This is a genomic window from Nocardia brasiliensis IFM 10847 (genome assembly GCF_000710915.1).
GTDB lineage: Bacteria > Actinomycetota > Actinomycetes > Mycobacteriales > Mycobacteriaceae > Nocardia > Nocardia brasiliensis_A.
This window is the reverse complement of sequence record NZ_BAUA01000170.1, coordinates 12,455-39,084: the sequence shown is the minus strand read 5'-3', so window position 1 is coordinate 39,084 and position 26,630 is coordinate 12,455. Positions and strand designations below refer to the sequence as shown.

At 66.8% G+C, this 26,630-nt stretch carries 22 protein-coding genes and 1 pseudogene; 10 read left to right on the top strand and 13 right to left on the bottom strand.

Translation table 11 applies throughout. From position 1 onward, the window contains the following. Window positions 1-2 precede the first annotated feature (2 nt). Both NBRGI_RS33010 and NBRGI_RS45630 read left to right on the top strand, forming a co-directional pair. Window positions 3-974 (top strand): ABC transporter permease, encoded by a 972-nt coding sequence (locus tag NBRGI_RS33010; RefSeq protein ID WP_029901096.1) that lies wholly within the window; start codon window positions 3-5, stop codon window positions 972-974. Continuing rightward, window positions 971-3,226, top strand: coding sequence for an ABC transporter ATP-binding protein/permease (locus NBRGI_RS45630; RefSeq protein ID WP_051728216.1), 2,256 nt, complete (start codon window positions 971-973; stop codon window positions 3,224-3,226). Before NBRGI_RS33010 ends, NBRGI_RS45630 begins: the two co-directional genes overlap by 4 nt. Here NBRGI_RS45630 and NBRGI_RS33000 read toward each other — a convergent pair. From NBRGI_RS33000 to NBRGI_RS32990, 3 genes are all read right to left on the bottom strand, one after another. Continuing rightward, window positions 3,187-3,627, bottom strand: coding sequence for a YybH family protein (locus NBRGI_RS33000; RefSeq protein WP_029901094.1), 441 nt, complete (start codon window positions 3,625-3,627; stop codon window positions 3,187-3,189). The genes NBRGI_RS45630 and NBRGI_RS33000 overlap by 40 nt on opposite strands. A gap of 117 nt (window positions 3,628-3,744) precedes the next feature. Next, the gene (locus NBRGI_RS32995) at window positions 3,745-4,515 is read right to left on the bottom strand and encodes a MerR family transcriptional regulator (RefSeq protein WP_029901093.1); all 771 of its coding nucleotides are present in this window, start codon (window positions 4,513-4,515) and stop codon (window positions 3,745-3,747) included. A gap of 34 nt (window positions 4,516-4,549) precedes the next feature. Beyond that, on the bottom strand, window positions 4,550-5,683 hold the full coding sequence (locus NBRGI_RS32990) for a serine hydrolase domain-containing protein (RefSeq protein ID WP_029901092.1): 1,134 nt from the start codon (window positions 5,681-5,683) through the stop codon (window positions 4,550-4,552). 187 nt (window positions 5,684-5,870) lie between these two features. Between NBRGI_RS32990 and NBRGI_RS32985 the strand changes: the two genes are divergently transcribed. Continuing rightward, window positions 5,871-6,614: a HEAT repeat domain-containing protein gene (locus tag NBRGI_RS32985; protein ID WP_029901091.1), complete on the top strand. Its 744-nt coding sequence runs from the start codon at window positions 5,871-5,873 to the stop codon at window positions 6,612-6,614. Window positions 6,615-6,699: 85 nt separating this feature from the next. After that, complete coding sequence (locus NBRGI_RS32980; RefSeq protein WP_036561806.1) at window positions 6,700-7,848, top strand: serine hydrolase domain-containing protein; 1,149 nt, start codon at window positions 6,700-6,702, stop codon at window positions 7,846-7,848. Window positions 7,849-7,892: 44 nt separating this feature from the next. Here NBRGI_RS32980 and NBRGI_RS32975 read toward each other — a convergent pair whose 3' ends face one another. From NBRGI_RS32975 to NBRGI_RS32960, 4 genes are all read right to left on the bottom strand, one after another. Continuing rightward, the gene (locus NBRGI_RS32975; RefSeq protein ID WP_029901089.1) at window positions 7,893-8,561 is read right to left on the bottom strand and encodes a dioxygenase family protein; all 669 of its coding nucleotides are present in this window, start codon (window positions 8,559-8,561) and stop codon (window positions 7,893-7,895) included. A gap of 473 nt (window positions 8,562-9,034) precedes the next feature. Beyond that, window positions 9,035-9,376, bottom strand: a complete 342-nt coding sequence (locus NBRGI_RS32970; protein WP_158439958.1) for a putative quinol monooxygenase — start codon at window positions 9,374-9,376, stop codon at window positions 9,035-9,037. A gap of 23 nt (window positions 9,377-9,399) precedes the next feature. Continuing rightward, the gene (locus NBRGI_RS32965; RefSeq protein WP_029901087.1) at window positions 9,400-11,160 is read right to left on the bottom strand and encodes a CocE/NonD family hydrolase; all 1,761 of its coding nucleotides are present in this window, start codon (window positions 11,158-11,160) and stop codon (window positions 9,400-9,402) included. 66 nt (window positions 11,161-11,226) lie between these two features. Beyond that, window positions 11,227-12,120: an NADP-dependent oxidoreductase gene (locus NBRGI_RS32960; protein ID WP_029901086.1), complete on the bottom strand. Its 894-nt coding sequence runs from the start codon at window positions 12,118-12,120 to the stop codon at window positions 11,227-11,229. Window positions 12,121-12,367: 247 nt separating this feature from the next. Between NBRGI_RS32960 and NBRGI_RS32955 the strand changes: the two genes are divergently transcribed. Further along, complete coding sequence (locus tag NBRGI_RS32955; protein WP_148311040.1) at window positions 12,368-14,086, top strand: protein kinase domain-containing protein; 1,719 nt, start codon at window positions 12,368-12,370, stop codon at window positions 14,084-14,086. Window positions 14,087-14,147: 61 nt separating this feature from the next. Continuing rightward, the gene (locus NBRGI_RS32950) at window positions 14,148-14,972 is read left to right on the top strand and encodes a hypothetical protein (protein ID WP_200882259.1); all 825 of its coding nucleotides are present in this window, start codon (window positions 14,148-14,150) and stop codon (window positions 14,970-14,972) included. A 597-nt stretch (window positions 14,973-15,569) separates the two neighbouring features. On the opposite strand, the gene NBRGI_RS49360 is transcribed toward NBRGI_RS32950, so the two are convergent. The 3 genes and pseudogenes from NBRGI_RS49360 to NBRGI_RS32940 form a co-directional block, all read right to left on the bottom strand. After that, window positions 15,570-16,022 (bottom strand): YybH family protein, encoded by a 453-nt coding sequence (locus NBRGI_RS49360; RefSeq protein WP_268808451.1) that lies wholly within the window; start codon window positions 16,020-16,022, stop codon window positions 15,570-15,572. Window positions 16,023-16,076: 54 nt separating this feature from the next. Then, window positions 16,077-16,463: pseudogene (locus NBRGI_RS49355) on the bottom strand (YybH family protein); the annotation flags it as partial. 67 nt (window positions 16,464-16,530) lie between these two features. Next, a complete protein-coding gene (locus NBRGI_RS32940; protein WP_036561814.1) occupies window positions 16,531-17,574 on the bottom strand; it encodes an RNA polymerase subunit sigma-70 in 1,044 nt (347 codons plus the stop codon). 358 nt (window positions 17,575-17,932) lie between these two features. Here NBRGI_RS32940 and NBRGI_RS32935 point away from each other — a divergent pair, with 358 nt between their 5' ends. Beyond that, window positions 17,933-19,615, top strand: coding sequence for a hypothetical protein (locus NBRGI_RS32935; protein WP_235211175.1), 1,683 nt, complete (start codon window positions 17,933-17,935; stop codon window positions 19,613-19,615). An 83-nt stretch (window positions 19,616-19,698) separates the two neighbouring features. Here NBRGI_RS32935 and NBRGI_RS46825 read toward each other — a convergent pair whose 3' ends face one another. Beyond that, window positions 19,699-20,625: a helix-turn-helix transcriptional regulator gene (locus NBRGI_RS46825; RefSeq protein ID WP_148311038.1), complete on the bottom strand. Its 927-nt coding sequence runs from the start codon at window positions 20,623-20,625 to the stop codon at window positions 19,699-19,701. A 40-nt stretch (window positions 20,626-20,665) separates the two neighbouring features. Further along, complete coding sequence (locus tag NBRGI_RS32925; protein WP_235211174.1) at window positions 20,666-22,369, bottom strand: lipase family protein; 1,704 nt, start codon at window positions 22,367-22,369, stop codon at window positions 20,666-20,668. Between the two features lie 88 nt (window positions 22,370-22,457). Here NBRGI_RS32925 and NBRGI_RS32920 point away from each other — a divergent pair, with 88 nt between their 5' ends. After that, on the top strand, window positions 22,458-23,003 hold the full coding sequence (locus NBRGI_RS32920; RefSeq protein WP_051728213.1) for a TetR/AcrR family transcriptional regulator: 546 nt from the start codon (window positions 22,458-22,460) through the stop codon (window positions 23,001-23,003). 126 nt (window positions 23,004-23,129) lie between these two features. Then, window positions 23,130-23,948 carry an MBL fold metallo-hydrolase gene (locus NBRGI_RS32915; RefSeq protein ID WP_029901077.1) on the top strand — a complete coding sequence of 273 codons (819 nt, stop codon included), beginning with the start codon at window positions 23,130-23,132 and terminating at the stop codon, window positions 23,946-23,948. 65 nt (window positions 23,949-24,013) lie between these two features. On the opposite strand, the gene NBRGI_RS32910 is transcribed toward NBRGI_RS32915, so the two are convergent. Continuing rightward, the gene (locus NBRGI_RS32910) at window positions 24,014-25,102 is read right to left on the bottom strand and encodes a hypothetical protein (protein ID WP_029901076.1); all 1,089 of its coding nucleotides are present in this window, start codon (window positions 25,100-25,102) and stop codon (window positions 24,014-24,016) included. A 251-nt stretch (window positions 25,103-25,353) separates the two neighbouring features. On the opposite strand from NBRGI_RS32910, the gene NBRGI_RS32905 reads away from it, so the two are divergent. After that, the gene (locus NBRGI_RS32905) at window positions 25,354-26,571 is read left to right on the top strand and encodes an FAD-dependent monooxygenase (RefSeq protein ID WP_051728212.1); all 1,218 of its coding nucleotides are present in this window, start codon (window positions 25,354-25,356) and stop codon (window positions 26,569-26,571) included. Window positions 26,572-26,630 lie beyond the last annotated feature (59 nt).

Below are 26,630 nucleotides of genomic sequence, written 5' to 3'. Positions count from 1 at the left end.
TCGTGCTTCGCTATGTCGCACTTAGAGTTTGCGCGGGCATCGCCGTGCTGCTCGGCGTCGCCCTGATCGTGTTCGGTCTGTTCGAGACGCTGGATTCCGATGCGGCCACCGTCATCCTGTCCCGGGAAGGCGGTGGCGATCCGGCGCCCGCGCAAGTGGCCGCGCTGCGTGCCCAATTGGGCCTGGACCGGCCCGCACCGGTCCGATTCGCGGAGTGGGCGGGTGATTTCGCGCGCGGTGACTTCGGCAATTCGCTGATCTCCGGGCGTCCGGTGCGCGAGGTGCTGCTCGGCAGATTCGCCAACAGCGCGACATTGGCCTTGCTCACCGCGGCGTTGCTGGTGCCACTGGCGATCGGGCTCGGTCTGGTGGCAGGCGCGCGCGCCGGTTCGCGGACCGATCGGGTGATCAGCGTCGCCGCCCTCACCGCGGAGTCGGTGCCGTCGTTCGTGTCCGGCGTGCTGCTGGTGGCGACCGTCTCGTTGACCCTGCATCTGCTGCCCGCCGTCTCGCTGCTGCCGACCGGCACCAGTGTCTGGGACCGACCGGAGATCCTCGTGCTGCCCGTGACCTGTCTGCTGATCGGGTTGTCGCCACACCCGGTGCGTATGGTGCGCGCCCAGACCGCCGAGGTCATGGCCAGCGAGTACATTCTGACCGCGCGGCTCAACGGAATCGGGGGTGCGCGCTTGTTCTTGCGGCACGTCGCGCCCAACGCGGTCTCGGCGTCGATCCATCCGCTGGCCGGTTCAGTGGTCGGGTTGATCGGCGGCGTGGCCGTGGTGGAGACGCTGTTCGTCTACCCGGGCCTGTCCCAGGAGTTGTTGCGCGCCATATCCGCTCGTGATTTTCCGTTCGTCCAGTCGACGGCCGTCCTGCTGGCGGCCTTCGGCATCGGGGTCTACCTGCTCGCCGACCTGCTCGCGCTGCTGGTGAGTCCGCTTGCGCGGCAACAGATCGTGGTGGGCCGGTGAGGCAGCTGCGGACGGCGTGGACGGCGACCGCCCTCGCCGTGCTGCTGGTGGCACTCGCCGGGCGGTTCTTCGCGCCGTACTCGCCCACGGCCGCGCACGGGCGGCCGTTCCAGCCGCCGAGCGCACGCCATCTGCTCGGTACCGACGTCGTCGGGCGCGACGTGCTGTCCCGGGTGCTGCACGGTGGTCTGTCGCTGGTCGCGATCGCCGCGTTGGCGCTGCTCGTCGCCTACGGCCTCGGCCTCGGGCTCGGCCTGGTCGCGGGGCTGCGCCGCGGCGCCGACCGCTGGATCATGCGGCCGGTCGACGCGATCGTCGTCGTGCCGTGGTTCCTGCTGCTCGCGGTGCTCGCGACGGCGATCGGTGCGGGGCCCGCCGCGATCGTCGCGGCGACCACCCTGGCGTCGGTGCCCTGGATCATCCGCATCGTGCGCACCGCGGTGCTGGAACTGGCGGGGACGGGCTACGTCGAATCCGCGCGCGCCCGAGGCGAACCCCTGTGGCGGCTCGCGCTGGTCGAGGTGCTGCCGAATCTGCGGTCGGTGGTGCTGGCCGACGCGGGCGTGCGGATGTCGATGACCATCTCGATGGTCGCGGTGAGCGGCTTCCTCGGGCTCGGGCTGCGCCCGCCCGCAGCGGACTGGGCGCTGATGATCACCGAGAACCGGCCCGGCTTCGGACGGCAGCCGTGGGCGGTGCTCGCACCGGCGTTGCTGATCATGGTGCTCGTGGTGTCGATCAACCTGGTCGTGGATCGGATGCTCGGCGCGCAGCGCGCGACGCGGGGCAAGGCGGTATCGCCCAGCCGAACCGGCGCTTCGGGTGTGCGTGTGGAGCGACTCACGGTGTGGGATCGCGCGGACAACCTTTTGCTGCACGATGTTTCGGTTCATCTGCCCACCGGCCGCGGCGTAGCCGTGGTCGGCCCGTCCGGCGCGGGCAAGACGACGTTCGCCCGCGCGGTGCTCGGTGCGCTGCCCGTCGGGCTGCGGGCCGAAGGAACGATCGAAGTCGGTGTGGCACAGGGGGAACGGCGGACAACCGGTTACGTGCCGCAGGACCCGGCGTCCGGGCTCAATCCGTCGTTGCGGATCGGCACCGCGATCCGCGAGATCGCCAGGCTGCAGGGCGCTTCCGGCGATGGTGTCGGGCGGGCTCTGCGCCGCGTCGGCCTACCGGACGACCGCCGCTTCCGGCGTCGGTTCCCACACCAGCTTTCCGGCGGTCAGCAGCAACGGGTGCTGCTGGCGATGGCGCTGCTCGGCGAGCCCGCGCTGCTCGTACTCGACGAGCCGACCACCGGGCTCGACGCGCAGACCCGCGACGAACTGGTGGCTACGTTGCGCCGGATCAGGCAGGACAGCACGATCACCCTGCTGGTGATCACGCACGAGGTCTCGACCCTGGCCGAGCTGATCGACGACGTGCTGGAATTCGATCAGGGCCGAGTTCGCTCGTTCGCGCCGCTTCGCGATGAAAAGCCTTGTTACACAGCGGGTTCACGGTCATCCGCCAGGAACGACGCGGTCCCTCCGGTGCTGCGCGTCGAGCAGCTGACGGCCGGACACGGGCACCGCAGGCACTTTCGGGCGGTCGCCACCGACCTGTCCTTCTCGCTGCATTCCGGCGAATGTCTTGCCCTCAGCGGACGTTCGGGAACGGGCAAGACCACCGTGGCCCGCGTGCTGGCCGGTCTGCACCGGCCCGCGCGCGGCCTGCTCGAACTCGACGGCACCCGCTTGGCCTCCGACGTGGATCGGCGGACCACCGCGCAGCGGCGCGCGATTCAGTTGATCTATCAGAACCCCGCGACGTCGCTGAACCCGCACTACCGCATCGGCTTTCAGATCAGCAGGCCGCTGCGCCTGCTGCGCGGAATGACGCCCGAGGCCGCCGCCCGCGAGACCGTCCGGCTACTGGAATCCGTTCGGCTCGAACCGAGCCTGGCTGTCCGCCGCCCCGGTGAACTGTCCGGCGGGCAACAGCAGCGGGTCGCCGTCGCCCGCGCGCTCGCCGCAGATCCGCGCATCCTGATCTGCGACGAGATAACGTCCGCCCTGGACGCCCGGGCCCGGGAAACCATCATCGACCTGCTCGACGAGTTACGCCGAGATGGTTTGTCCCTCATCCTGATCAGCCACCAGCGCGCCGTCCTCGACCGTCTCGCCGACACCACCCTCGCGCTGACCGCATCCGGCGCAGACCTCGATACTCAGGCGGGTTGGTCCTTGTCCGTCGGGAGCCAGACCTGAAAGTTGGCCGGGTCGAACGGAATCGAGATGTGTTCGTGCGTGACCGACCAGCGGCCGGCTTCCCGGCGCAGACAAGAGGTTTCCCGGACCCAGATCGACATCTGCAGTCCGCCCTTACGCTCGCCCGAATCCAGATGAAGCATGTTGGCCACGGCGAGGTCGCCGTCGCGCACGATGGTCAGGTCGTGCGTCTGCAAGTCGATCTGCCCCTCGTACTCGTCGAACCAGCGCACGAAGTTGCGGCGCACCTCGTCGGTGCCGGTGAAGCGAAGCGGCGGCACCACGTCGTAGTAGACGATGCCTGGCGCGTAGTGCGTCATCAGCCGGTCGATGTCCTTGGTCTGCTGGGCGTCGGTGCGACTGGCGATGAACGCGCTGATCTCGGAATCGTTGGTAGTCATCGGATCACCTCTCGAGAACTCGGACCGCGGCCCGTGCCTGCGGTTCCAGTAATCCGACGACGCAGCCCACCGTAATGTGAGGCCGCTGCGCTGTGCTGCTGGAGAGGATCGGCTGCGCTAGCGGTGGGGGATCGGCAGGCCCGCGGCGCGCAGTTCGGCCTCGACCAGCGCGGTGAGCCGGGCCGAAACCGGGGAATCGCGATGATTGTTGATCAGCTTGTACTGGGTGGCCGCATTGGTCCAGGCGTTCAGATCGGTGACTTTCGCCTGCGACGTGATGTCAGCGAGATAGTGCTCGGCCATGGCGGTCGCGAGTTCGGCGATCCTCGGATCGTCGGGGTCCCACGTCTCTGCTGCCCAGCCGCGTTTGGCCAGGTCGATATGCCCTGGATCGCTGAATCGGTGTTCGAGCTGGGTCAGGAAGCCGTCGAAACCGTTGGGCACCAAGGCCCGGGTCAATACCAGGGCCTCGCGTTGGACGGCCACGAACTCCGGGTCGAAACCGACTTCTGTCATCCGGTCGAGCAACGCGCACGCGCGGTCGGGCAGCAGGGCGCGGTCGCCGTCGGCGAGCCGGTGCAGTGTGTCGCGCCGCGTCACCAGGTCCGCGATCCGTTCGTTCAGCAGGCGCTCGGCCTCGGCCAGGGCGGTGGCGAACTGTGCGGCGTCGGCGTCGAGCAGCGGCCCGATCTCGGCCAACGGGATGCCGGCCGAGGCCAGGGCCCGGACCTGGACGAGCCGGAGCAGCTCGTCCGATCCGTACCGGCGATAGCCGGAGCTGTCGCGCGCGGGTTCCTCGATCAACCCGTGCTTGTGATAGTGCCGCACGGTTTTGACCGTGACACCGGCGAAGGCCGCTGCCTGCCCGATCGTGACGCCGTTCATCATTCGTCCAGCTTGCCTGGTGCGCGGGCACGTCGGTCTACTCGGCCTGGTCGCCGCCGAACACCGCCGCGACGAGCCGCTGCATGCCCTGCTGGAACGCGCCGGACAGGGACAGGTCGGCGTCGTCCACCGAATTCAGCGTCGCGGTCAGGGTCCTGCTGCCGTCGAGCGAGCTGTACATCAGTGCCCCGTGACCGGCGATACCGCCGTTGTGGGTGATGACGGTGCCGCCGCCGTTCGGCGCCTGCTGCACGAAAACGCCCAGGCCATAACCGAATTCGGGATGTGGGGTGAACATCTGCGCGAGCAGCTCGGCGGGCAGGAGCTTGCCGCCCACCAGTGCGGCGATGAAGGTGTGCAGATCCCGGGTGGTCGAGATCATGTCGCCGCCGCTGGAGATCCAGGACGGATTCTGCCGGGTGACGTCGACCGTATGCGCCACCCCGGCCGCGTCCTCGTACCGGTAGTAGGCGTGAGCGTGCGGTTCGGCGATCTCCGGCTCGACCGTCGGGGCCACGGTGTCGGTCAAGCCCAGCGGACCCAGGATCAGCCGCTGCATTTCAGCGGCGTACGGGCGCCCGCTGACCTTTTCGATCAGCAGCCTGGCCAGCACATAGTTGGTGTTGGAGTAGCTCCAACCCGCGCCCGGCTCGAACCGGGGCGGCTTGGTCAACGCCAGCTGGACCAGCTCTTCGGGGCGGTAGGTCTTGAACCGGTTCTCCACCCACTCCTGGCCGGACCAGGCGATGCCGCGGACCATCCAGCCGTCGTTCCACGGCACGGCCGCTTCGTGCTCGCGTTCGGTGTAGAACTCACCGGTGAAGTTGAAGATTCCGCTGGTGTGCTGCAACACCATGCGCACCGTGATCCGCGAATCCAGCTCGAACTCGGGTAGGTAGCCGACCAGCGGCGCATCCAGGTCGATCTTGCCCTCGGCCACCAGTTGCAACACCACTGTCGCGACGAAAGTCTTTGTGTTGCTGCCGATCCGGACGTGTCCGTCGATCGGCGGCGTGGCCGTCTCGCCCAGCTCGCGCAGCCCCGCACTCCCGGTCCATTCGCCGCGCTCGTCGTGCACACGCAGGGTGACGCCCAGGAAGCCCGAATCGACCATGCTCTGGATGGCCTGTTGCAGTTCCGGGCGTTCCAGAACGACGGTGTCGGTGGTCATGGTGGTTACTCCTTCAATTCTGTTCCGTTCGGCGTATTCCGTGCCGCTGGAACGAGCCTCCACCCTGACCTCGGGTCAACCTCAACAGTGATCTGGCTCACTGTCGATTTGGTGCTCGCCGACCCCTCCGACGCTGGAAAACCGATGGTTGTGGCGAAGTTGGGTGGCTACCGTTTCTGGGGTGGCCATGTTTGTGCACCTGACACCCGAGAAGAACGTGCGGCGGATTCGCCGGGCGGGCATCAAGGTGCAGGGCGCGGGGGTGTTCTGTGTACCGGTGTTGCCGTCCTATGTGCTGTCGTATCAGTGGTTGCGGGAGTTGCGCCGACGTGGGCAGCGGCAGATCGTCGCGGTGCACTTCCGGGTGCGGGACGAGGAACGGGTCTTCGTCGGGCACTACTCGGATATCGGTGCGGAAATGACTGCGGCCGAGGCCGTTTCGGTGGTTCGAGACGCCGGCGACGCGCGCGGGTACCAGGTTGTCGTACCCCGGTCGATCGCCGCGGCGGAACTGCATCGGATTCGGCAGGTGCGCCAGGTGACCGGGTGGCGATACCGCCCTGACGCGCACGGCCGTCGGCCTTGCGCTTGCCCGGCATGCCTGGGGCGTGGCGAGTACAAGGCGGCAGACCTGCGCCGCCGGTTCCCGTTCGAAGGCCCCGAGCCGACGAAACCGCAACTGCTGCACCAACTGCGGCACGCGAACGATGACGACGACCTGATCGACGCGCTGTGGGGTTTGAGCCGGCGCAGCCGCGGTGCGGTCGGCGATATCGCGCACCTGGTCGAGCACGCCAACCCCGACGTGCGTTACGCGCTCGCGGTGGCATTGCGCAGCTATCGGGGTAGTGCGGCCCGTCGACTGCTGGCAGGCTTAGCCGCCGACCCGGATTCCGAGGTGCGCGAGGTGGCGGTCGGTACCGCAGGGTGAGAAGGGCGTGGTGGTTCGCTACCTGAGGGTGATCTCGGCGGGTGGCGGGCACGGATAGATTTTCGCGGACTCGGAAGGGGACGCGATGCGATATGCGATGGCGGCTGTGGTGGCGCTGGCTCTGGTGGTCAGCGCGTGTGGTGGGTCGGCTACCGGCGATGGACTACAGCGCGATGTCGATGCGGTTGTGGCCGTTGGCACCACCGGCGTGCAGGCCAGGGTGGTCGACACCGCCGCGGGCATCAACCGAGTCGCGGTGGGTGGTCGCGCGGATATTGCTGTCGCGGAGCCGGTTCCGGCGGATGGGTACTTCCGCGTCGGAAGCCTGGCGAAGACGATGGTCGCGACCGTGGTGCTCATGCTGGTCGGCGAAGGGCGCCTCGCGCTCGACGACCCGGTTCAGCGTTGGCTGCCGGATATGTTGCGCGGCAACGGTTATGACGGAAACCAGATCACCATCCGGCATCTGCTCCAGCACACCAGCGGCATTCGTGATGCCCCACTGGACATGCTGACCGCCGAGGATTACCACCGCCTCCGCTATCGGGTCCGCACCCCGCAGCAGGTGTTGGCGTCCGCCGTGCAGCACGCGCCCGATTTCGCGCCGGGCGGTGGTTGGTCCTACTCCAACACCGGCTACGTCCTGTTGGGTCTGGTCATCGAACAGGTGGCGCACCGGCCTTGGCATGCGGAGGTGAGTGCGCGGATCCTCGAACCGCTCGGATTACGCAACACCCGGTGGCCCGGGGACGATCCGACACTTCCCACGCCACATGCCAAGGGCTACAACCAATTCGAGGTGGGCGGACCGATGGTCGAGGTCACCGAACTGATCGATGCGGACGCGTCGGGCGGTTATCTGTCGACCACCGAAGACATCGGTGAATTCTATCGAAGTCTGCTGGGCGGCAAGCTATTACATCCTGCGGAGCTCGACCGGATGCGTAGCACGGTTCCGGTCGACGAGGTCACCGACAAAGCGTGGCCGGGCGCGCGTTACGGGCTCGGCCTGTTCTCGGTCCCGTTGTCCTGCGGCGGCACCTACTGGATGCACAACGGCGGCCAGACGGGCTACCTCACCAACGCGGGCGTGACCGAGAGCGGTTCGCGTAGCACCGTCGTCGCTCTCACCGGCACCCTTGCCGTCGGCGGGGAAGACATCACGCGCAGTGCGGGTTTCGCGCAGTTGCAGGCCGCCAACCAACTGATCGACCACGCACTGTGCGGGGGATGAGCCGGTGGACGAGATGGCGGCCGCGACTGCGGGACCGGGCACGCTCAGCGGAAGTTCAGAATGAAGTCGAAAGTGCCCTCCTTCCCGGTGGGCACCGTCCGCACGGTCATCAGCAATCGCCGGTCGAAGATGGAATCGGTGTTGTTGCGGGGCTCGCCGGGGAAATACAGCTGAGTGGTGAGTATCCGCTGGTTGGGCGCCTGCACCTTCACATGGATGTGCCGGGTGCGGCCGGGGTAGAGGCCGGGCACGATGGTCGACAGGCTGAATCGGCCGTTCGCGTCGGTGAACTGATGCCCGCGCCAGTTGTAACCCGAATTGTCATAGGCTCCGGCGTTGTCGGCCTGCCAGAAGTCCAGCAGGGCTTGGGCCACCGGACGGCAAGAACGCGTGAACACGTAGCCGCTGACCGTGAGCCGGGTGCCCGGCGCGCCCGGGAGCACCAGGTCGGTGCGCCGAGGTGAATTCGGTTTGAAATAGGGGCCTTCGGTCTGCGCGATGGTGGCCGCGTCGCCGTCGTGGCAAGCCGGGGTCGGCTCGAGGTCGTCCGGTACGGCCTGCTGGGTCGGTGCGGCATTACTGCTGGTAGCGGCGGTCGCGGCGGTCACTGCCGCCGCGGCGGGCACGGCCAGCAGGCCGAGCTGCAGCAGGCGTTTGCGGGTGATCGCCTGGGGGATCTCGGCGTCGTCGTCGGAGCGGGGTCGATCGGTCATGATTGTTCATCTCCTCGCGGGAATGGATCGCCGAAGTGCGCGGGCTTCGCCTCCGGCGGCGCCGACAGCCCTGATCATTGCGCGCCGCGCAACTCGAGTGCGTGCGCCGTGGTTCGGCTGGTGATCAAAGATCTTGTCGGCGAGGGTATTTCAAATTTGAACGCGAGAAGAACGATAAGTCGGTCGCGGTGAAGCGGACAAGAAGTGCAGTCCGCAGGGTGGGTCGGTTCGCTCGAATCACCTATGAAAAGCTAACGGCTGCAACGTGATTAGTGACTTCGCCCCGCTTCGTGCCATGAGGTCCCCAGTGTGCCCCAGTTGTCGAATCGACTACGCGCAGGCAATCACCGCTGAGTGCCGGAGCCGGGGGCGTCCGTATCATGTTGCAAAATAATTCGTTTCATGGATCACGAACAGGCCGGACGGAATGTCCGCCCGGCCTGGTGAACCAGTTGAAGCCGTTGACTACGGTGCTACACGGTCAACCGTGCGACATCGACCGCGCTGACCTCGATCGTCAGCGGAGCCGGGTGCAGTTCGATCGTGCGGGGTGCGGGATCGACCAGGTCGAGCAGCCGTGGCAGGTACTCGGTCAGCACACCGTTGTCGTGCGCCACCAGATCGGCGCGCGTGGCGTACTTTTCGATCACGGTGACGCGGAGCGGGTCGGAGTCGGGCTCGACGTAGAAGGCATAACGTTGCAACTGCGGCTCGGTGTGCAGGACCCGCGGGGCCAGTTCGGACAGCAACGCGAGCAGTTCCGCGCCCCGTCCGGCCTTGGCCTGCAGACTGGCGAGGACGACGATTTCGGACAACGTGGGCTCCTTCGGGCAGTTGGTCATGCGGCGAGCACCGGCAGGCGCAGCGTGGAAGGCGCTGCCGGATGGTGGTGCACGGTGTGCTGAGCGGACACGGCCTCGTCGAGGGTGCCGAACTCGGGCACGGTGCGGGTGTGCAGGTTGCGGCTGAACCGGGGGAAGTCGAACCCGGCGATCTGCACACGGATGCGGTGGCCGACACCGAACCGGTGTGCCACGTCGTGCAGGGTGACGGTGACGCGGCTGGGTTCCTCGGCATCGAGCCAGTCGGTGTCACCGCCGTCGCGGTAGCGCGCACGTTGCGCACCGTCGGCGACATTGCGGGCGAAACCATCGGGTTCGACGTCGACCAGGGTGACGCATACGTCCGCGTCGGGGGCGCTGCTGGTGAGGAAGGTGACCAGTTCGGGTTGTCCGGCGATCGTCACCTCCTCGGTCAGCGGCTCACTGGTGTAGACGAGCAGGTCGTAGCGCCGGTCGACAGCGCGCTGGTCCTGGATGCCCTGCGGCGCCGCCGCCGGGTCTCGTTCCAGGAGGACCGCGCCGCCGTGAGTCGGAAACGGATCGTGCGGGTCGGCGGTGAAGGTATCGGAAATGGCGCTGGCCTCAGCACTTTTCGTCCCTGGCCGGGTCAACTTTCCGTTGCCGTCCGCGGTGCGTGCGTCACCACCCGAGCCGAGTGCCCACTCCTCGATGGTCGACGCGGGCGGCCAGGCGGGCGCGTGGGCCCAGGTGTCCGAGCCGCCGACGAAGTAGGTGACCCGGCCGGGCCCGGACAAGTACCGGTCGGCAGCGGGGTAGTCCGCGCCGTCACCGCCGCGCAGATGGCGGTCGAAGAACGCGGCGAGCACCGGATTCCAGGTGGGCACACCGGCGCTCGCGCCGGCGAGCACGCGCGCGCCGACCTGCCCGGACGGGGTGTAGGCGCCGAAATGCGTCCAGGGTCCGGCGACGAGGCGGGCGTTCTCGTTGTCGGCGAGTGCGGTGGCCAGCCGGAACTGGGTGGGGCTGGTGAAGTCCTGGTAGCCGGTCACCTGCAGGAACGGGATGGTGACGCGTTCGGGTTCAGAGAGCAGGGTGGGCCGCCGCCAGAACGGGTCGTTGGGCGAGCGCAGCCAGTCGGCCCAGAACGGCGCCACCCGGTCGTCGTCGAGCGGGCCGATACCGGTGAGTGGCAGTCTGCGCACGGTGGCGAGCGGGTCGGCGAAGGCTTCGGTGAGTTGCTTGCGCACCTGTTCCCGCTCGTCTGCGGTCAGGGGGCTGTGGTCGAGACCTTCGAGGCAGAGGACGAGGCCGTAGGTGGTGAGGAAGCCGAGCTCGAACATGCCACCAGGCCGGGCGGTGTGGTGCATGTCGGCGGTGGCGACCATGGCGACCGCGGCTTTGAGATGCGGGTTGCGGGCCGCGACGGCTTGCAGGACGGCCATGCCCAAATAGGACGAGCCGTAGATCCCGACGTTGCCGTCACTCCAGGATTGCGTTGCGGCCCAATCGATCGCGTCGTAGGAGTCGTTGTACTCCTGGGTGATGAAATCGAATTCGCCGCCGGACTGGAATCGGCCGCGGGTGTCCTGGACGAGCACCGCGAAGCCCTGTCGGGCGAGCCACAGCGGGTCGGCCACGATTCCGGACACCCGGAAGGAATCCCTGCGGTTGTACGGGGTGCGATGCAGCAGCACCGGCCATCGGCCCTCCTCGGCCGGGCGGTACAGATCGGCGGTGAGGGTGACGCCGTCTCTGGTCGTCATCTCGACATCGGCGTCGATGCGGGGTCGGTACACGGTTGTCTCCTCTGAGGTCGACGGGCGACCGGGGTGGATGCTGCGGCCGAAGCGAAACGCACGCGCTCAAACGAGCAGGACCCGGCGTCCGCGGGTGTGCCCGGCTTGGCTGTCGGTGTGTGCGGTCGCGGCGTTGGCGAGCGAATACGACTGGGCGACAGGGATATACAACTTTTCGCGAGATATGAGGTCGACGGTCTCGGCGAGCGCCTCGGACATGCTGCCGCCCACTCCGGCGAATCGGATGCCGAGCATCGGCGCCTCTAGGTCGGCGATGGTGACGACCTTGTCCGGGTCTCCGGTCAGATCGAGCAGCCCCCGGATGACACCGGCACCGTTCAAGTCCAGCGCGGCGTCGACCGGGCCGAGCGCGCGGACCCGCTCGACCCAGCCGTCGCCGTAGGTGGTGGCGAGGGCGCCGAGGCCGCGCACGTAATCCAGATTCGCGGCCCCGGCGGTGCCGATCACCTTGATGCCGCGTTCCCGGGCGATCTGCAACACCGCGGAACCGACACCGCCGGCCGCGCCGCTGACCAGCAGCGTTTGCCCGGGCTGGACATCGACCAAGCGGAGGATTCGTAATGCGGTCTCGGCCACAGACGGGTATCCGGCCGCCTCGGCGAAGGTGAGCCCGCGAGGTAGCCGGGCCCACGACGACAGCACAGCGAACTCGGCGTACGTGCCCGTACCGCGGCCGAGCACGTAAGCGCCGACCTCGATATCGGTCACGCCCGCGCCGACCTCGTCCACCACGCCCGCAGCGTCCTGGCCGATGCCCGTCGGTAATTCGATCGGGCGGATCCGCCGGAACTGGCCCTCACGAACCCGCCAATCATGCGGATTCACACCTGCCGCGCGCACGGCGATGCGTATCTGACCCGGGCCCGGGTGAGGTTCGGGCACCTCGGTCAGTTCCAGGACTTCCGGGCCGCCGTACTCGGCGAAGCGAACTGCTCTCATGCCTGCAACATATCGCTATCCGTTAGTGTTTTGCAATGGGTAGTCTTTAGGTGTTGATTCGAGTTAGTGTCCGGTAGCGCTAAGGGCGAAGGGTGCGAGTGGCTGTAGGCAGCCCTATTCGGCACTCGCGTGGCATGCGCGTCCCAACCACCCGCGCGAGGGTCGCCGAAGAACTGACCGACCAGTTCGCCGCGGTGGCTCGTTCGGGTCGAGAGATTGTGGGAGGGCTACACTTTCGCTGCGGGACGTGAGCCGAATCGAGGACGGGCGCATGGCGAGCGACGGTGACTGCATCGCGGATCGTTACACGTTGCGGGAAATGTTCACGTTGGGTGGCGAAGGGCTGGTCTGGCGGGCCACCGACGAGGTCCTCGGCCGGGACGTGGTGCTCAAGTGTCCTCGTACCGGCGATACGGGGGGCGCGCAGGTGCTGCGTGTCGCGGCACGCAACGCTGCGGGCCTGCGGCATCCGAATATCGTCGGCGTGCTCGACATCTTCGAATGCGACGGCGTGCTGTGGTTGGTCACCGAGTGTGTCCCGGGCGCTTCGCTCGCCGAAAACGTGCGTCAGCAAAGGAAATTGGGGATATCCCAGACCGTGGCCGTCGGCGCGCAGATCGCGAGCGCGCTCGCGCACTGTCACGACAACGGCATCCTGCACTGTGATGTCTCGCCGGAGAACATCATCCTCACTCCCGACGGCGACGCCAGGCTCACCGATTTCGGCAGCTCGCTGGATCTGCGGGCGGCCGGTACCGGCGAACGTCCGAAAGCCGATGCGGCGCGCGGAAAGTGGCGTTATGCCGCGCCCGAGCTCGGCCGAGACGGGCTCTGCGGCCCCAAGGCCGACGTGTACGCGCTCGGCGCATCCTTGCTCGCGGTGTCGGGTCCGCGGCGCGGACCCGGCGCCCTCGACGCGCTGCTGGCCCAGCTGACGCAGTCGAATCCGAGCCTGCGCCCCACCGCCGTCGCGGCCGCCGACGCGTTCGCGCGCCTGGAACAGGCGCCGCGCGATTTGGACCGCACTCTGCTGCGCCGGGTGCTACTCGGTGCGGCCCTGCTGTGTGCGGTAGCGCTGACCGTCGCGGCCGGGGTGGCCATGCCCGCCGACGGGCCCGCCGACCCGCTCGGTGATCCGCGGACCGCCGACCCCTGCGCGCTGCTGGACCCGGCGGTGCTCGCGGACTTCGGGCGCATCGACATGGCCACGGACCAAGGCAATTTCGATACCTGCGATCTGCGGGTCCGGCTGCCCGGCGAGGATTTTCATCCCGAGGTCGGCCGGGTCCGGCTGACCTTGTCCGGCGCCCCGCCGCCGGAACAGGGCTCGCATGCCACCGTGACCCGGGTCGGTGACCTCGCTATTGTGTCCGAGCCCCCGGGAAACACCAGATGCACTCGGGCTCTGACACTTTCCGACGATGCGACGATCGAGATCCTCGGTCAGCGCAAGCCCGGTGGGCCGGATCCGTGCGCGCTGGCCGACGCGGTGACCGGCCATGTGCGAGAGATGTTGGCACGTGGGCCGATTCCGCGACGGTCGGGCGAATTCCCTGCGGACTCGCTGGCCCGCCACGACGCCTGCGCACAACTGGACGTGCCGACGCTCAGCAAGGTACCGGGATTGGACGCGTTGCGTCCGGTCCCCGGCTTCGGCAACTGGTCTTGTCGCTGGAACAGCACCATCGACAGCCACGTGACGGTGCGCTACGACCGCGACCCACCGAAAACGGCCGTGGACGGGCAACCGCTCGTACTCGCCGGACTGCCCAGCTTCCGGCGCGCCGGCGTGACCAGTACCGACGAGTGCACCGTACAAATCCAGTACCGGGACTTCACCGGAATTTCCGGCGACGAACTCGCCGAAATCGCCGTCGTCCGGTTCGGTGGCGCGCCGACGCCGGAGTTGCGTTGCGCGACCGCCACCGAACTCGCCACCACCGTGGCCGCCAGCCTGGTCCGATGAATGTGCGGACCGGTCCGGCGGGCGTCGTGCAAGGCTCGAACACTGAGTCGAGGAGGCCGATGTGTCGCAGCAAGAAGGGGAGCGCAAGCGAAACGGGCTGACCGCGTTGGCCCCGTCCACACAGGGACTGGCGGGCGGAGTCGGTGGCGTGCCACCGGGCACCATCTCGGTCCAGTCGACGGTCGGCGGGGTGAGCGGGCGCCCCGAGGAAGGCAACGTCATCGAGTTCGGCCGCAACCTGCGGCAGGTAGACGTCGGGGTCGGGCCGGACGATCTGCGGATCAGCCGGGTACACGGGACGCTGACCTATCGCCGTGCTGGTTGGCAACTCAGCAATACCGGCACCGTGCCCATCCGGCTACCGCAAGCCCGGCTGTTGTTTCCGCGGGAGGAGCCGTTCCCGCTGCTCACCGGCTATACGCCGATGTTCATCCGTGGCTCGCACCACCGTGAGCATCTACTGGAGGTCTACGTCACCGGCGACGACGGCGACGTGCGGGCACCCCGGCACGAGCATGTCACCGATGTGGCGCCACCGTGGCCGTTGCGGCCGGAAGAGAAACTGGTGCTGGTCGCGCTCGGCCAGTCGTATCTGTTCCACGAGCGCTGGCCGCAGCCGTGGACCTGGAAGGAAACCGCCGCGCTGCTGGCCACGGTGCAGCCCGAAGCGGGTTGGACCGATCGGGTGGTCGCCGAGTTGGTCGGCCGGGTGCGGGCCAAGCTCTCGGACGAGAAGTACGCGCGAGCCTGTGGGCGGCTGCCGGTCCCGGGCCTGACCAGGGACCAGCTGACCGAGCCGATCGGGAACATGCTGAACCACAACTTGATTCAAGAGTTGATCCAATCGTCGACCCTCGTGCCACGGGATCTCGACCTGCTCGACTAGTCACGACCGCTCCGGTGTGGCGACAGCAGCGTATTGCGCTGTCGCGCGGTCTGCTGTGCGAAACCCTTTCTGGTTCAGCGCATTGCGCCCCGGACCGGTCCGGCGAGCGTCGCGCGAGTATCTGATCGCGGAGTTCAACCGGGCTCGCAGCATCGGATACCGAAACGAAAGGCAATTCTCATGGCACACAACAGCATCCGCTATGCGGTAACGGCAGCACTGGCCGCTACAGCACTTTGGGCGGCAGCGGTACCGGCAACCGCGGCCACACCCGATCCGTCGACACTGGTGCCGGACGCGTCACGATCGGAGGCGCGCACCATAGTCGGCCAGGTCGCGTCCGGATCGGCGGGCCGTTACCAGCTGCCCGATCCGGGACCGTATCCGAACCGTGAGGAATGTGAGAAGGCGCGCGCGAAGTATTACGACCCTTCGCAATTGGAGTGCGTCTCCGTGCGAACTGGTCACTGAGCGAGGCACCCGGCCGCGTGGCAGCGACCGTCGCCGAACCCGCGGGAGGGGTGTGGGTTCGGCGGGCGGTCGCGCTCACCGTGTCCGCGGCGCTGGAGGATTTACAGCGAGGCGAGATCCTCTCGGTCAATACTTTCCGTGATCGTGTTCCTTCTCGTGCTCACCCGCGCTGTGCGGGAGATTCGTCTCTGCGGCACCGGTGGCCGGGTCGTACGGGAAGGAGACATGCTGATGAGTCATCCGCCAAACCCCTTGCCTGCGTCGGAAAATGCGGGTTCCGCGGGACCAGCTCTCGACAGCGGGCGCATCCGGGGGAGCGACCTGCATATGGTTGAGGCCCCAGGCGACGGCGAGATCGCCGTCGACCACGATCTTCAGATCTGGAACATTCCATGTGACGGTGCCGTCGGCGGAAGCGTCGAGGCCAGCTTGGCAGACCTCGCGAACGGCTCGTACGCCGACGTATTCCAGCGGCTGTTCGTGTTCGTAGGAGACGACGTCGTCGGCGATGGGAGCCATGAGACCGTCGATGTCCCTCGCGGCGGTGCTGTCGAACCAGCGTCGGTGGAGTTCGCGCAGGTCCTGCTCCGCGGCGACGTCGGCTTGCGCAGCCTCGGGAGAGTCCGTGTCGAGCGGGAAGGAATGGTGCTCATGCGCGACGACCCATCGACCGTCCTGCTTGCGCAGGCCGAAGGTCAACCGCAGTCGGTTTTCAGGATTGCTGAGAAAGTTCTTCTCGGTTCCGCACCGCAGCAGGGCGTGGGCGAAGGCGACGTCGTCACCGGCCGTGATGTCGAGTGACTCGATTTCGAAGGCGGCGCCTTGGCTCTGCCATTGGAAGAACGACGGCCAAGTCGCACGGTAGGCGTCGAGGCCGCGCACGCCCTGATGCGGTGGCGGCACGTCGAACATCACGATGTCCTCGGCATGGTCGGCGAGGACTGCGGGGAGGTCGCCGCTGTGCACCGACTCGGCCCAATGCTCGATCAGTGTGCGGATCTGCTTCTCGTCTGTGGACATGGTGTGCTCGGTCCTTTCGGGTTGTGTCAGGACTACAACCCGGGCCGCCCGGCAAACTCATCGCCGTTCACAGATCTTTTTCCGTCAGTTGCGCAGGCAGGCCGAACGACGGGAAGTCAGCGTCGAGGAACGAGACCACTTCTGCCACACGCCGATCGCGGAGCAGCAACAAATCCAGGCCGGACGGAATGTACGCGCCCTGTCCTGCCTCCCACCGGTACGTACCGAACGCGATCTGCCCGTTCGCCTGTGCCGGCCGGAACCGCCACCGATGCCGCAGGGCGGTGTCGACCAGGAACTCGCGCACCCCGTCGAGCCCCTCGTACCAGATGCTCAGCGGTGGCATCGAGTAGCGAACGTCCTCGGTCAGCATCGTCACGATCGTGTCCACGTCGCCCGCCTCCCACGCGAGCATGTACTTCTTTGCCAGGTCCCGCTGGGCGACCTCACCCAGCGCGTCGAGAGTCCGGTGTTGAGTGGTCGCCGGTAGCAGGTCGGCATGCACCTTGCGGGCCCGCTGCAGTGCGCTGTTCACCGCAGGCACCGTGGTGTCCAGCAGTGCGGCGACCTCGCCCGCGGTGAACCCGAGCACATCGCGCAGGAGGAGTACGGCCCGTTGCAGAGCGGAAAGGTGCTGCAGCGCGGCGACGAACGCCAACTCCACGGTTTCTCGTGCGATGACTCGGGTCTCCGGGCTCAACTGCGCTGTCCAGCCCATCAATTGATCCGGATAGGGTTCCAGCCACGTAGCCTCGGCTCGCGGGGTAGCTCCCGCTGCCAAATCGGTAGGCAGCTCACGCCGTCCGCGACGCTCGATGATCGTCAGTGACCGATTCGTCGCGATCTTGTACAGCCACGGTCGGATCGACCCCCGGTCCTCGAAGCTCTGCAGGCTGCGCCATGCGCGATCCAGGGTGTCCTGGACCGCGTCCTCGGCATCATGAACAGATCCCAGCATTCGGTAGCAGTGGGCACGTAACTCGTCGCGAAGCGGCGCGACCAAACGTCCGAACGCGTCGCCGTCACCCGCGCGCGCTGCCACCAAAAGTTTTGTGGCAGCGGACTCGCCCGGTTGATGTGCCTCGCGCACCCGGTCGGAGGGATCGTCCATGATCGTCACGCTACGCCGAACGACGTCGGAATTCACCGGCATCGCCACTGGTCGCCGCGCGTCCGCACACGTGCGCGGCAGTATGCCCGTCGTAGGTGCTCTTGAACGTCAGGGTGCTCGAATTCGCTTATCGCGTCACTGATTCGGACGCGTCAAGAATTCTGCTGCGGAAATCCGCCGGCACCTTTATTCGGGTAGCCCTTGCAGTTGAACAACGCATTCTGGAAAACACTAGTGATTTGCCAGTAGTTCGGCCGCGGGCTGCGCTGGCAGGCTCCCCGGCATGGACAGTGTGGTTTGGTCGGCGGCGCGCCGACGGGGGGTCATCGCCCTCATGGCATCGGCGATCGTGGCATCCATGACACAGGCCGGAGCGGCGGGGGCCGATCCGGAGCCGGTGAGTGCGGCGAGTGATCGGCAGGAACAGGTGCTCTCGACGCGGGACGGGGTCGTCACGTCCTATGTCAGCTATCTGCTGCCCTTGCCCGCGAACGCGCCCGCACATCCAGCCGCCTGCGATCGGGTCGGGTATCTACGGTATCGGTCCGCGGACGGGCCGGCCCGGTCGGCGGACGCGGCGCACATCGCGATCCAGGAGCAGGGGCTCGGCGGTGGCGCGCAGAACTCCGACAGCGTCGCGTTCAATACCGTGCATTCGGCGCGGGCCATGGGGCAGCAGATCGAATTCTGGGCGCTGGGACGGCGCAGCGCGTGCCTCGACGAGACCGAGGGTTTCGACTACGCCCTGCGCAGCGGCGACTACCTCGACGCGGTCGACTACTACTTCAACGGAAAACCGTTGGACGGCAAGGTGTTCCCGGGCATCAAGACGTCTGCCGAGCTGCCGGTACTCGATTTCATGGGTCTCGAACGCCTGGTGCGGGACCAGTACGAGGTGATGCTGGCGGAGGTGCCCACCCAGGCCGAGCGGCAACGGCGGTTCGTCTGCACCGGAATCTCGTTGGGCGGCTTGGTGACCGGGTTCTTCGCCGACTGGGACTTCGACGGACGCCCCGGCGCCGATCAATGCGCCGCCTTCGCCGCACAGGACTCCATGGTCTCCTCCGACCCGGTCGCCATCCAGAACACGCCCCTGCTGCACGACATCACCAATGCCCTTGTCTCACCGGTGAACATGGTGGCGCAGGACGGATTCCGGGCGGGCCTGCTGCCGCGCACCTTCGGTCCGCTACCGGTGCTCGGGACCAAGACCTTCCTGCTGCTGCGGTTGGCGGGTCTGGCCGCATACCTGGATCCCGAAGCAGAGAGCAGGTTGCTCGCGCACATCCCGCACGACCTGGAGATGGACACCACGCTCAACTACCTGTTCGCCCGCAGCTGGAGTGCCTTCGCCACCAATGGCGCCGACGGCACCGGCACCATGCGTGACTACCGGTTCACCAATTCCGCCTTGCTCGGAGTGCTGATCGACAACAACTCCTGCAACTTCACCCTCCTCCAGCAGGGACTGGGCGCTCTGGCCGGCGGGCCAGTGGAAGAGAAGACCTTCCCCAATCCCGGATCCGTTACGCAGATACCGCTTCTCGGCAATTACCTCAGAATCGGCGCGGGCCCGCAGACGCGCGTCGCGCCGACCGACCGTGGGGCGCTCTATACCTGGCGCAACTACGACGACGTCATCGGCGTCGGGTACACCGCGCCCGCGCATGAGACCGCCGATATCCGTGATGCCGCAAGACAACTCGCGATGGGCTCGCCATATGCGTACTGGGAGACCTACTTTCCGCTGCGCGTGGTGGTGGACCTCGGTGCGGGCTATGGCGGTGCGCGCAGCGGTGAGCTGAACGGGCTGCGTTACCACGGCATGAGCCGCACCAAACCCAACTACGCGGCCTTCGCGCAGGACAGCGTCGTGCAAGCCGCGGTGGGTGCGCTCTTCCCGACGCCGCCGTCGTCGACCGTTGTGACACTTCCTGGTTACAACCACGTCGACACCATCGCCGCCGCAGCGGTGCAGAACGACGGAAGCCCGGACTACAGCGGGGAAACCCTCGCCCGTTTCATCCGGACGCTCGGCTAGGCACTTCGTCGCCCGTCCGCGGGGAACTTTTCAGCTCGGCGTGCCCGAACGCGAAATCGGCACGCCGAGCGCAGCTTCGGTCCTCAGCGCGGACGATCGCCGGTGCCGGATTGCTCCGCTCTTTTCCAGGCCGCATGTATCTCGTCCGCGGTCGTCCTATAGAGCGCTGCCAGGTGCTGGGCTCGTTCCTCGGACAATCGGGTTCTGCCGCGCTCGATTTGGGCGAAGGCATCGGTGCGCATGCCCAGTGTCCAGGCGACCTGCGACTGGATCAGGCCCGCCAGCCACCGATATTCGGTGAGGGTTCGGGTGTCGGCGGGGAGGTCGAGAATTTCGTCCATCCCGACCTCCAGCACGGCGGCGACCCGATGCAGGAGATGGATCTGTGGCCGGCTGATGCCGGTGCACCAGCCGTAGACCGTGGTCACCCCGACGCCGCTACGCCGGGCGAGGTCGGCGATCGAGACACCCTCCCGGCGTCGAATCGCGTCGAAGCGTTCGGCATCGAAGCCGCGCGGGATATGTCTGTTCATTGCGGGAACTTCTCGATCGTCAGGTCGCTCTTGCGAATCGCGTGCGGCTTCGGAGATTTGGAGCAGTGCGGCGAGCGTGGACAGGCGTTTGATGGAGTCGCTGGACAACGCGGCCGAGGTGCGGACCAGCCGTCGTAGCGCGGTGCCGGACAGTTTGGCGGCGAGTGCTTCGTTCCATTGGCTGGAACCCAGTTCGGGGCCTGCGGCGAAATAGTCGTCCTCGACTTCGAAAAAGGTTGTCAGTGTTGCGATGACTTTCGCGGAGGGCTCGGTGCGGATGCCCCGGCGCAGTTGCGACAGATAAGGCGAGGAGATGCGGCAGCCGCGACGGTCGAGTTCTCGGCGGAGTTGTTCATTGCTCAGTGTCTTGCCGTGCTGTCCTTGCCAGCGGTCGATCAGGGCGTTGAGCTTCGCAGCGAACTCACCGGGTGATTCGCGGTTCGGGACCGGCTCGTAGCGCTCGGGTGCTTGCTGCATGGTCGGCTCCTCCAACAGACCAGTGGCTTCTCGGCTGAGGTCAGCGTCCGGGTGTGCGTCCGACTTGCTGTCCGGTGAGCAGGCCGGCCAGGGCGGGCCACTTCTGCACGAGCAAGTCGACGACATCGCCCTCGGTGAGGGTGCTGAATTGTTTGTTGGTTCGGCAGCCGGGCTGGGCAGGGCGGTCCTCGAGCCGGTCGACGACGAAGTTATAGGCGCGAGGTATCCAGGTGAGCAGTCCGGAAATGTGTTCGGCGAAGTATTCGCTGTCGTAGGTGATGGATTGGCCGGGATCGTCGCAGTACCAGTTGATCAGGCGGTCGGTGCCTGCGTACGGGATGAGCTCGTCGCTTTGCGCGTGGTAGACGTACATCGGCACGGTGGGTCGTTGTTTACCGAGCGCGTTTTCGTTGATCGCGTCGACAATGGCGGGTTCGGCCAGGATGCCGCCGGGCTCGGGGCCGGTGTAGCCGCCGAGATAGTTCCAGAACGGGAAAGTTGCCGAGCCATAAGGGCTGTGGCACAGGAAGCTCTTCATGGTCATGGTGAAACGGGTGAACCAGTCGGTCCTGGTTTCCAGTACCTGTTTCACGCCGGGGTACTCGGTGGCGAAGCCGGAAAAGGCGCCGCCGATCAGTCCGGCGCCGATGTTGAAGTTGTTCTGGCGAATGACCGCAGGCAAGTCCGCCATGGCGACACCGCCGAGACCGATGCCCACGATCTTCAGTTCCGGGGCATAGTCTTCGGCGTGTTCGGCGAGCCAGCCGGTGGGGATGGAGCCGCCCGAGTAGCCGAGCGCGGCGATGCGCGTGTCATTCCCGGCGGACAGTTCCAACGGCGTGAACTTTATCGCCGCGCGCATTGCGTCCAGTGTCGCCTGCCCGCCGATGACGGCGGCGCCGAACGCCGAGTTCGGGCCTTGGTAGTCGGGCATGGACAGCGCATAGCCCGCCGAGACCGCTTCCAGAACAGCGAGATTCGCTTCGCCCATGTTCACGAAGTCGGAGAAGATCGGGATGCTGCCCTGCTGGATGCCGTAGGACGGCGCGCAGTACATCGCGGTGGAGTCTTCGGCCACCTGATAGGACAACAGCTTTCGCCCACCTTCGGGCGCGGGACCGCGGGGCTTGATCAACGTGGTCACGGTGGCGATCGCTCGACCGTGGCTGTCGTTGGTGCGATACAGCACCTGCCAGGCGTCCACGTTCATCGGGATCACGTTCAACGCGGCCGGAGTGATCAATCGCGCCTTCAGGATATCCCCGGGTGCGGCGGCCTCGATCGCAGTCGCCGGCGCCCGGTAGAACGGATCGAGTTCCGGAGGGAGCACCGCGACCGGTAGCGGATCGATCGGCACGTCGGTTCTGCTCTCCGGCGCAGCCGTGGCTATTCCGCCGGTCAGTTGCACCGCCAATACCGTTATGGCGGAGAGCAATACCGTGTGAAGCCAGTGTCGTCGCCACCCCGTTGTGGATACCCGCATTCGCTTCCTCGCTCTCGGAGACAACCTCTGGTGCGGATCTGTACCGTTTTTCGTTCCGTTGCCGGATGGCGTCAGGGCGAGCCTCGGGAAATCCGGATGAGAGCCCTCTGACCTGCGCCGGGTGATTCGTATCCTTTGCAGTCTATGGGAGACTGTATAGTCTCCAGAAACTTCCTGCAACATGCTGGCTATGTTTTGTAAACGGACCGGTGTCCCGGAGACGAGGTAATCTGCAACAGTGGCGCCCTTGACCCCGCTCAATATCTCGCGTGACCGCCTCCCTAGTGGAAAACATCGGTTCACCAGGGAGGATGTCGTTTCGTCGCAGCGGGGCAGGATTCACCTGGGCTTGTTCGATGCCCTCCATGCCAAGGGCTACGCCGCGACCACGATCACTGACATCGCGGATCGCTCCGGGGTTTCCCGCCGCACCTTCTATCAGCAATTCACTGGCAAAGAGGATTGCTACCTCGCCGCCTTCGACGCGGTGCTGCCCGTGGTGATCAGCGCGATCGACGACAGTATCGAACGTTCCACGGGGGACTGGCGGGCCAGGATCGATGCCTCGCTGCACGCCTTCATCGATGTTCTGGTGGCCGAACCCGCTGCGGCATGGGCGCTACTGGTGGAATCCCTGGGCGCCGGCCCGGCTATCTCGGCCCGCCGCGTGCAGATGCTCGCGGCGTTCGCCGGTCGTGTTCGCGGGGCGTATCACCTTGCACAGCAAGATGACCCGGCGTTACCCGAGCTGTCACCGGAAATGTTCGATCTGCTCGTAGGCGGCTACGACGACCGTGTCCGCCACTGCATGACCACTCGCAGCATCAGCGAATTACCCAGCGTGACACCGCTGCTCGTGTACGCCACCCGCCGAGTGTTCGGCGATCCGATGTGACCGTGTGACCACCGCGGCATTCCCGGTGCCGGCAGGCGACAACGATCTCGGATGTGACGCTGATCGTCGGGCTCTGTAGGTTCTGGTGCAGAAGAATCAGCGAACATGCTGGACGTCGGAGGTGCCATGCGTTTGATCTCGAGTGGGCGGCACCATGCCAGCTTCGAATTCGGCGAACTGCAAGTGATTTCGTTGCGAGACGGGTACATCGATATGCCGCCGGCCCGGCTGCGCGGTGAAGACGGGTGCCCGCTCGAGGAGCTGCCTGCGTCCGTGCCGCTGGTCGACGCGAACTTGCGGCTGGCGGTCAACGCCTTCTTCGTCACCGACGGCACGCGATCGGTGCTGATCGACACCGGTGGGTGCGATGTCTGGCATGAGCCCACCATGGGTTCGATCTACGACGCACTCGACGAAGCGGGTATCGATCGCGCGCAGGTCACCGAGGTGGCCATCACCCACCGCCACGTAGACCATGTGAGCGGGTTGATCGCGCCCGACGGCACGGAGGCGTTTGCCGAACTCGAGCGGGTGTGGATCGGCGCGGGCGACACCTCGGTGTTCACGGGACGGCTCGAGCCGCTGCGCGACCGCGTCGTCCCGGTTTCGGAACAGGTCGCGATCACCGACTGGCTCACCGCGATCCCGACACCGGGCCACACCCCCGGCCACACCGTCTACAACGCCCGCAGCAGCGCCGGTCACCTGCTTGTCTGGGGCGACACGGTGCACGTGCCCACCCTCCAATTCGAGCGCCCGAACATCACCTGGGAGTTCGACGGCGACCAAGCCGGTGCCCGCACTGTACGAGCGTCGCTGCTCGAACAACTGACCCGACCACACCACTACGTGGCCGGCGCCCACCTCGACTCACCCGGCATCGCCCGCGTCACGCCCTCTGGCACCGGGTATGCACTGGAATACCTCGCCCCATCCCTCGCCTGATCGCAGCGCTGCCGTGGGCCGCGCCCGCGAAAGACGCGTTCATGCGGTCGAAGCACAGCCGCGACCTACTCACTCAGCAGGCGGCGGATCTTCTGGTCCGGGTACCGGGTGCTTCGGCTCTCCTGCTGGAACGCGCGTATGAACGCCGACATCGCCGCCGCGGTGGGCGCGTGCCGGGTGAGGATCGCGGCGGCCTGCGCCGGAATACCCTTCGGCGGTTCGCCTTCGGCGAAGGTGCGCACCATCTCGACCCGCGCCTCCCGGTCCCCCGGCGGCAGCCCGTACAGGGCGACGATCAGCCAGTTCACCAGGTAGGCGGCGGTGTAGCCGCGGTCGTAGCTCTGGTGTTGGTCGAAGAACGTGACTTCCTCGGGCGAGAGTTCGAATCCGCGGGAGAGCGCGAGGCCGTAGTCGCCGAAGTAGAGGCGCCGACCGTCGGTCAGGATGTTCTCGAAGTGCGCGTCGAGGTGCAGCAGCCCGCGGCTGTTCATGAACTGCGTGCCGTCGGCCAGTTCGCGCTCCACCATGGCGCAGGCCCGGTCGGCAGCTTCGTCGCCCGCCTCTATCTGGGCGTTCAACCATTCGTGCAGATTCTGCGGAAGGTACTCCAGAAACAGCGCGATGCTCGACGAAGCATCCTGGATGGCCTCGATCCGGTGGCGTATCTGCGGTCGGCCGTCCCAATAGGCGACGGCGCGGTCGATGTCGGCGAGTTCCTCGGGCAGCGGCGTCTTGTCCGGCAGTACCCGCCAGTGATACATCAACGGGAAGCCCTCGTGTTCGGCCGCGAGCACCCAGTTCGTCGTCATGATGTGCACGGCGAGTTCGCGCCAGGCCCCGAAGCCGGGCCCGCCGAGGAGCCCGACGCCGTATTGGCAGAACAGCGGCAGGTCGAACAGGTTCGCCGTGGACCGGACGTGTTCCGGCTGCCGTTCCAGGTCGGCGAGGGGGACTCGCTTCACGAAGACGGGGGTTCCGGCGACCTCCAGCAGCGCCGACTTCCCGCCGATGCCGGCGCCGATCGGTGCGGCCCCGTCCACGAGTTCGCGCAACGCGTAGTCGCTGTGCAGAGCCAGGGCAGTGGAGACGGCGCCGTGGGCGCGCAGTCGCGCCTGGTGTGACAGGTCGGGAGTCGTCGCCGCGTGAGGTGACATTGCTACTACCCTGCTTCCCGGCCTGTTGCTTGACCGATCTTGTGCTGTCGGGTTAGCTTTTCGCTGGTTTTCATGATCGTTGAGTTTTGAGGGAGTGACGTCCATGCCTACGCGCCCGCAAGGGCCGTTGTGCACCGCCGGGGTGGGTTTCCAGCTCTAGCCCGCAGTAGATCGCGCTGGTGTCAGCGGCCTGTGTCCTTGTGCATGTGGTTCGTATTTGTCTGCACCAGTGAAGGATTCACTCTCATATCATGTTCGATCATTCTTTGCGCTCGCCCGAGCGCGCGCTGAGCGGCCGCAACGTTCTCATCTGTGGCGGGAGCGTCGCCGGATCGGCGTTGGCGTATTGGCTCAGCCGGTACGGCTGCCGGCCGACCGTGGTGGAAGCCGCGCCCTCGCGCCGCGACAGTGGTTTCGCGGTCGACTTCCGCGGCGCGGCACATCTGACCGTCCTGGAACGGATGGGGATTCTGGACGACGTACGCGGGCTACAGACCGGCGGAGTTCCGACGACGGTCGTCGACGGGGCGGGTCGCGGGCTCGCGGCGGTTCCGATCGAGTGGGGCGGCGGCCAGATCGAGATCATGCTCGGCGATCTGACACGCGTGCTGCACGAGCACACGCGGGACGGTGCCGAGTACATCTTCGGCGATGCGGTCGCCGCCCTGGAAGAATCCGAAGATGTTGTGCGCGTTGGCTTTCGGCGGTCGCCATCGCGCACGTTCGACCTCGTCGTGGGTGCCGACGGGCTGCATTCCACGGTGCGGCGCTTGGCTTTCGGGCCGGAGTCGCGGTTCGTCAGCCACCTGGGCTATTACGTAGCCGCTTGGACGGCGGCCGATCAGGTCGGGATCGACGGCACTGCGTTGATGTACAACGTCCCGGGGAAGATGATCATGGCGGTGCCCCGTCCCGGCGGTTCCGGGAAGATCGACGTCTACGCCCTCTTCGCCGGCGACAAGATCGATGATGATCGTGATCCGTTCCGGCAGAAGAAGATCCTGGCCGAGACGTTCGGCGGTATCGGCTGGGAAACGGCCGCATTGCTGGACGGTTTGGCCGATACGCCGACGCTGTATTTCGATTCCATCAGCCGCGTCGACGTCGACTCCTGGTCCATCGGGCGGACGGTACTGCTGGGCGATGCCGCCGCCGGCGCCACCCTGGGCGGCAAGGGCACCGGGTCGGCGATGGTCGCGGCGTACGTCCTCGCCGGAGAACTCGCCACAGCCCAAGGCGACCACCGAAATGCGTTCCACGCGTACGAATCCCGTCTTCGCGACTACGTCACCGCCTGCCAGGAAGGTGGGCAGGCGACCGCTCGGTTCCTGGCACCGCCGACCGCCGACGCGCTCGACGCACGCAACCGGCTGCTCAACGAGGAGAGCGCGATGGACGAACAGCTCGAGGACAGCCGCGAGACCGCGGCCGCCATCGAACTCGAGGACTACGTGGCGGCGATGCGGTAGTCCCCGACGGCTGTGCGGTGGAACATGCAGCGCCGCACAGCCGTTCGGCCCCGAAGGTC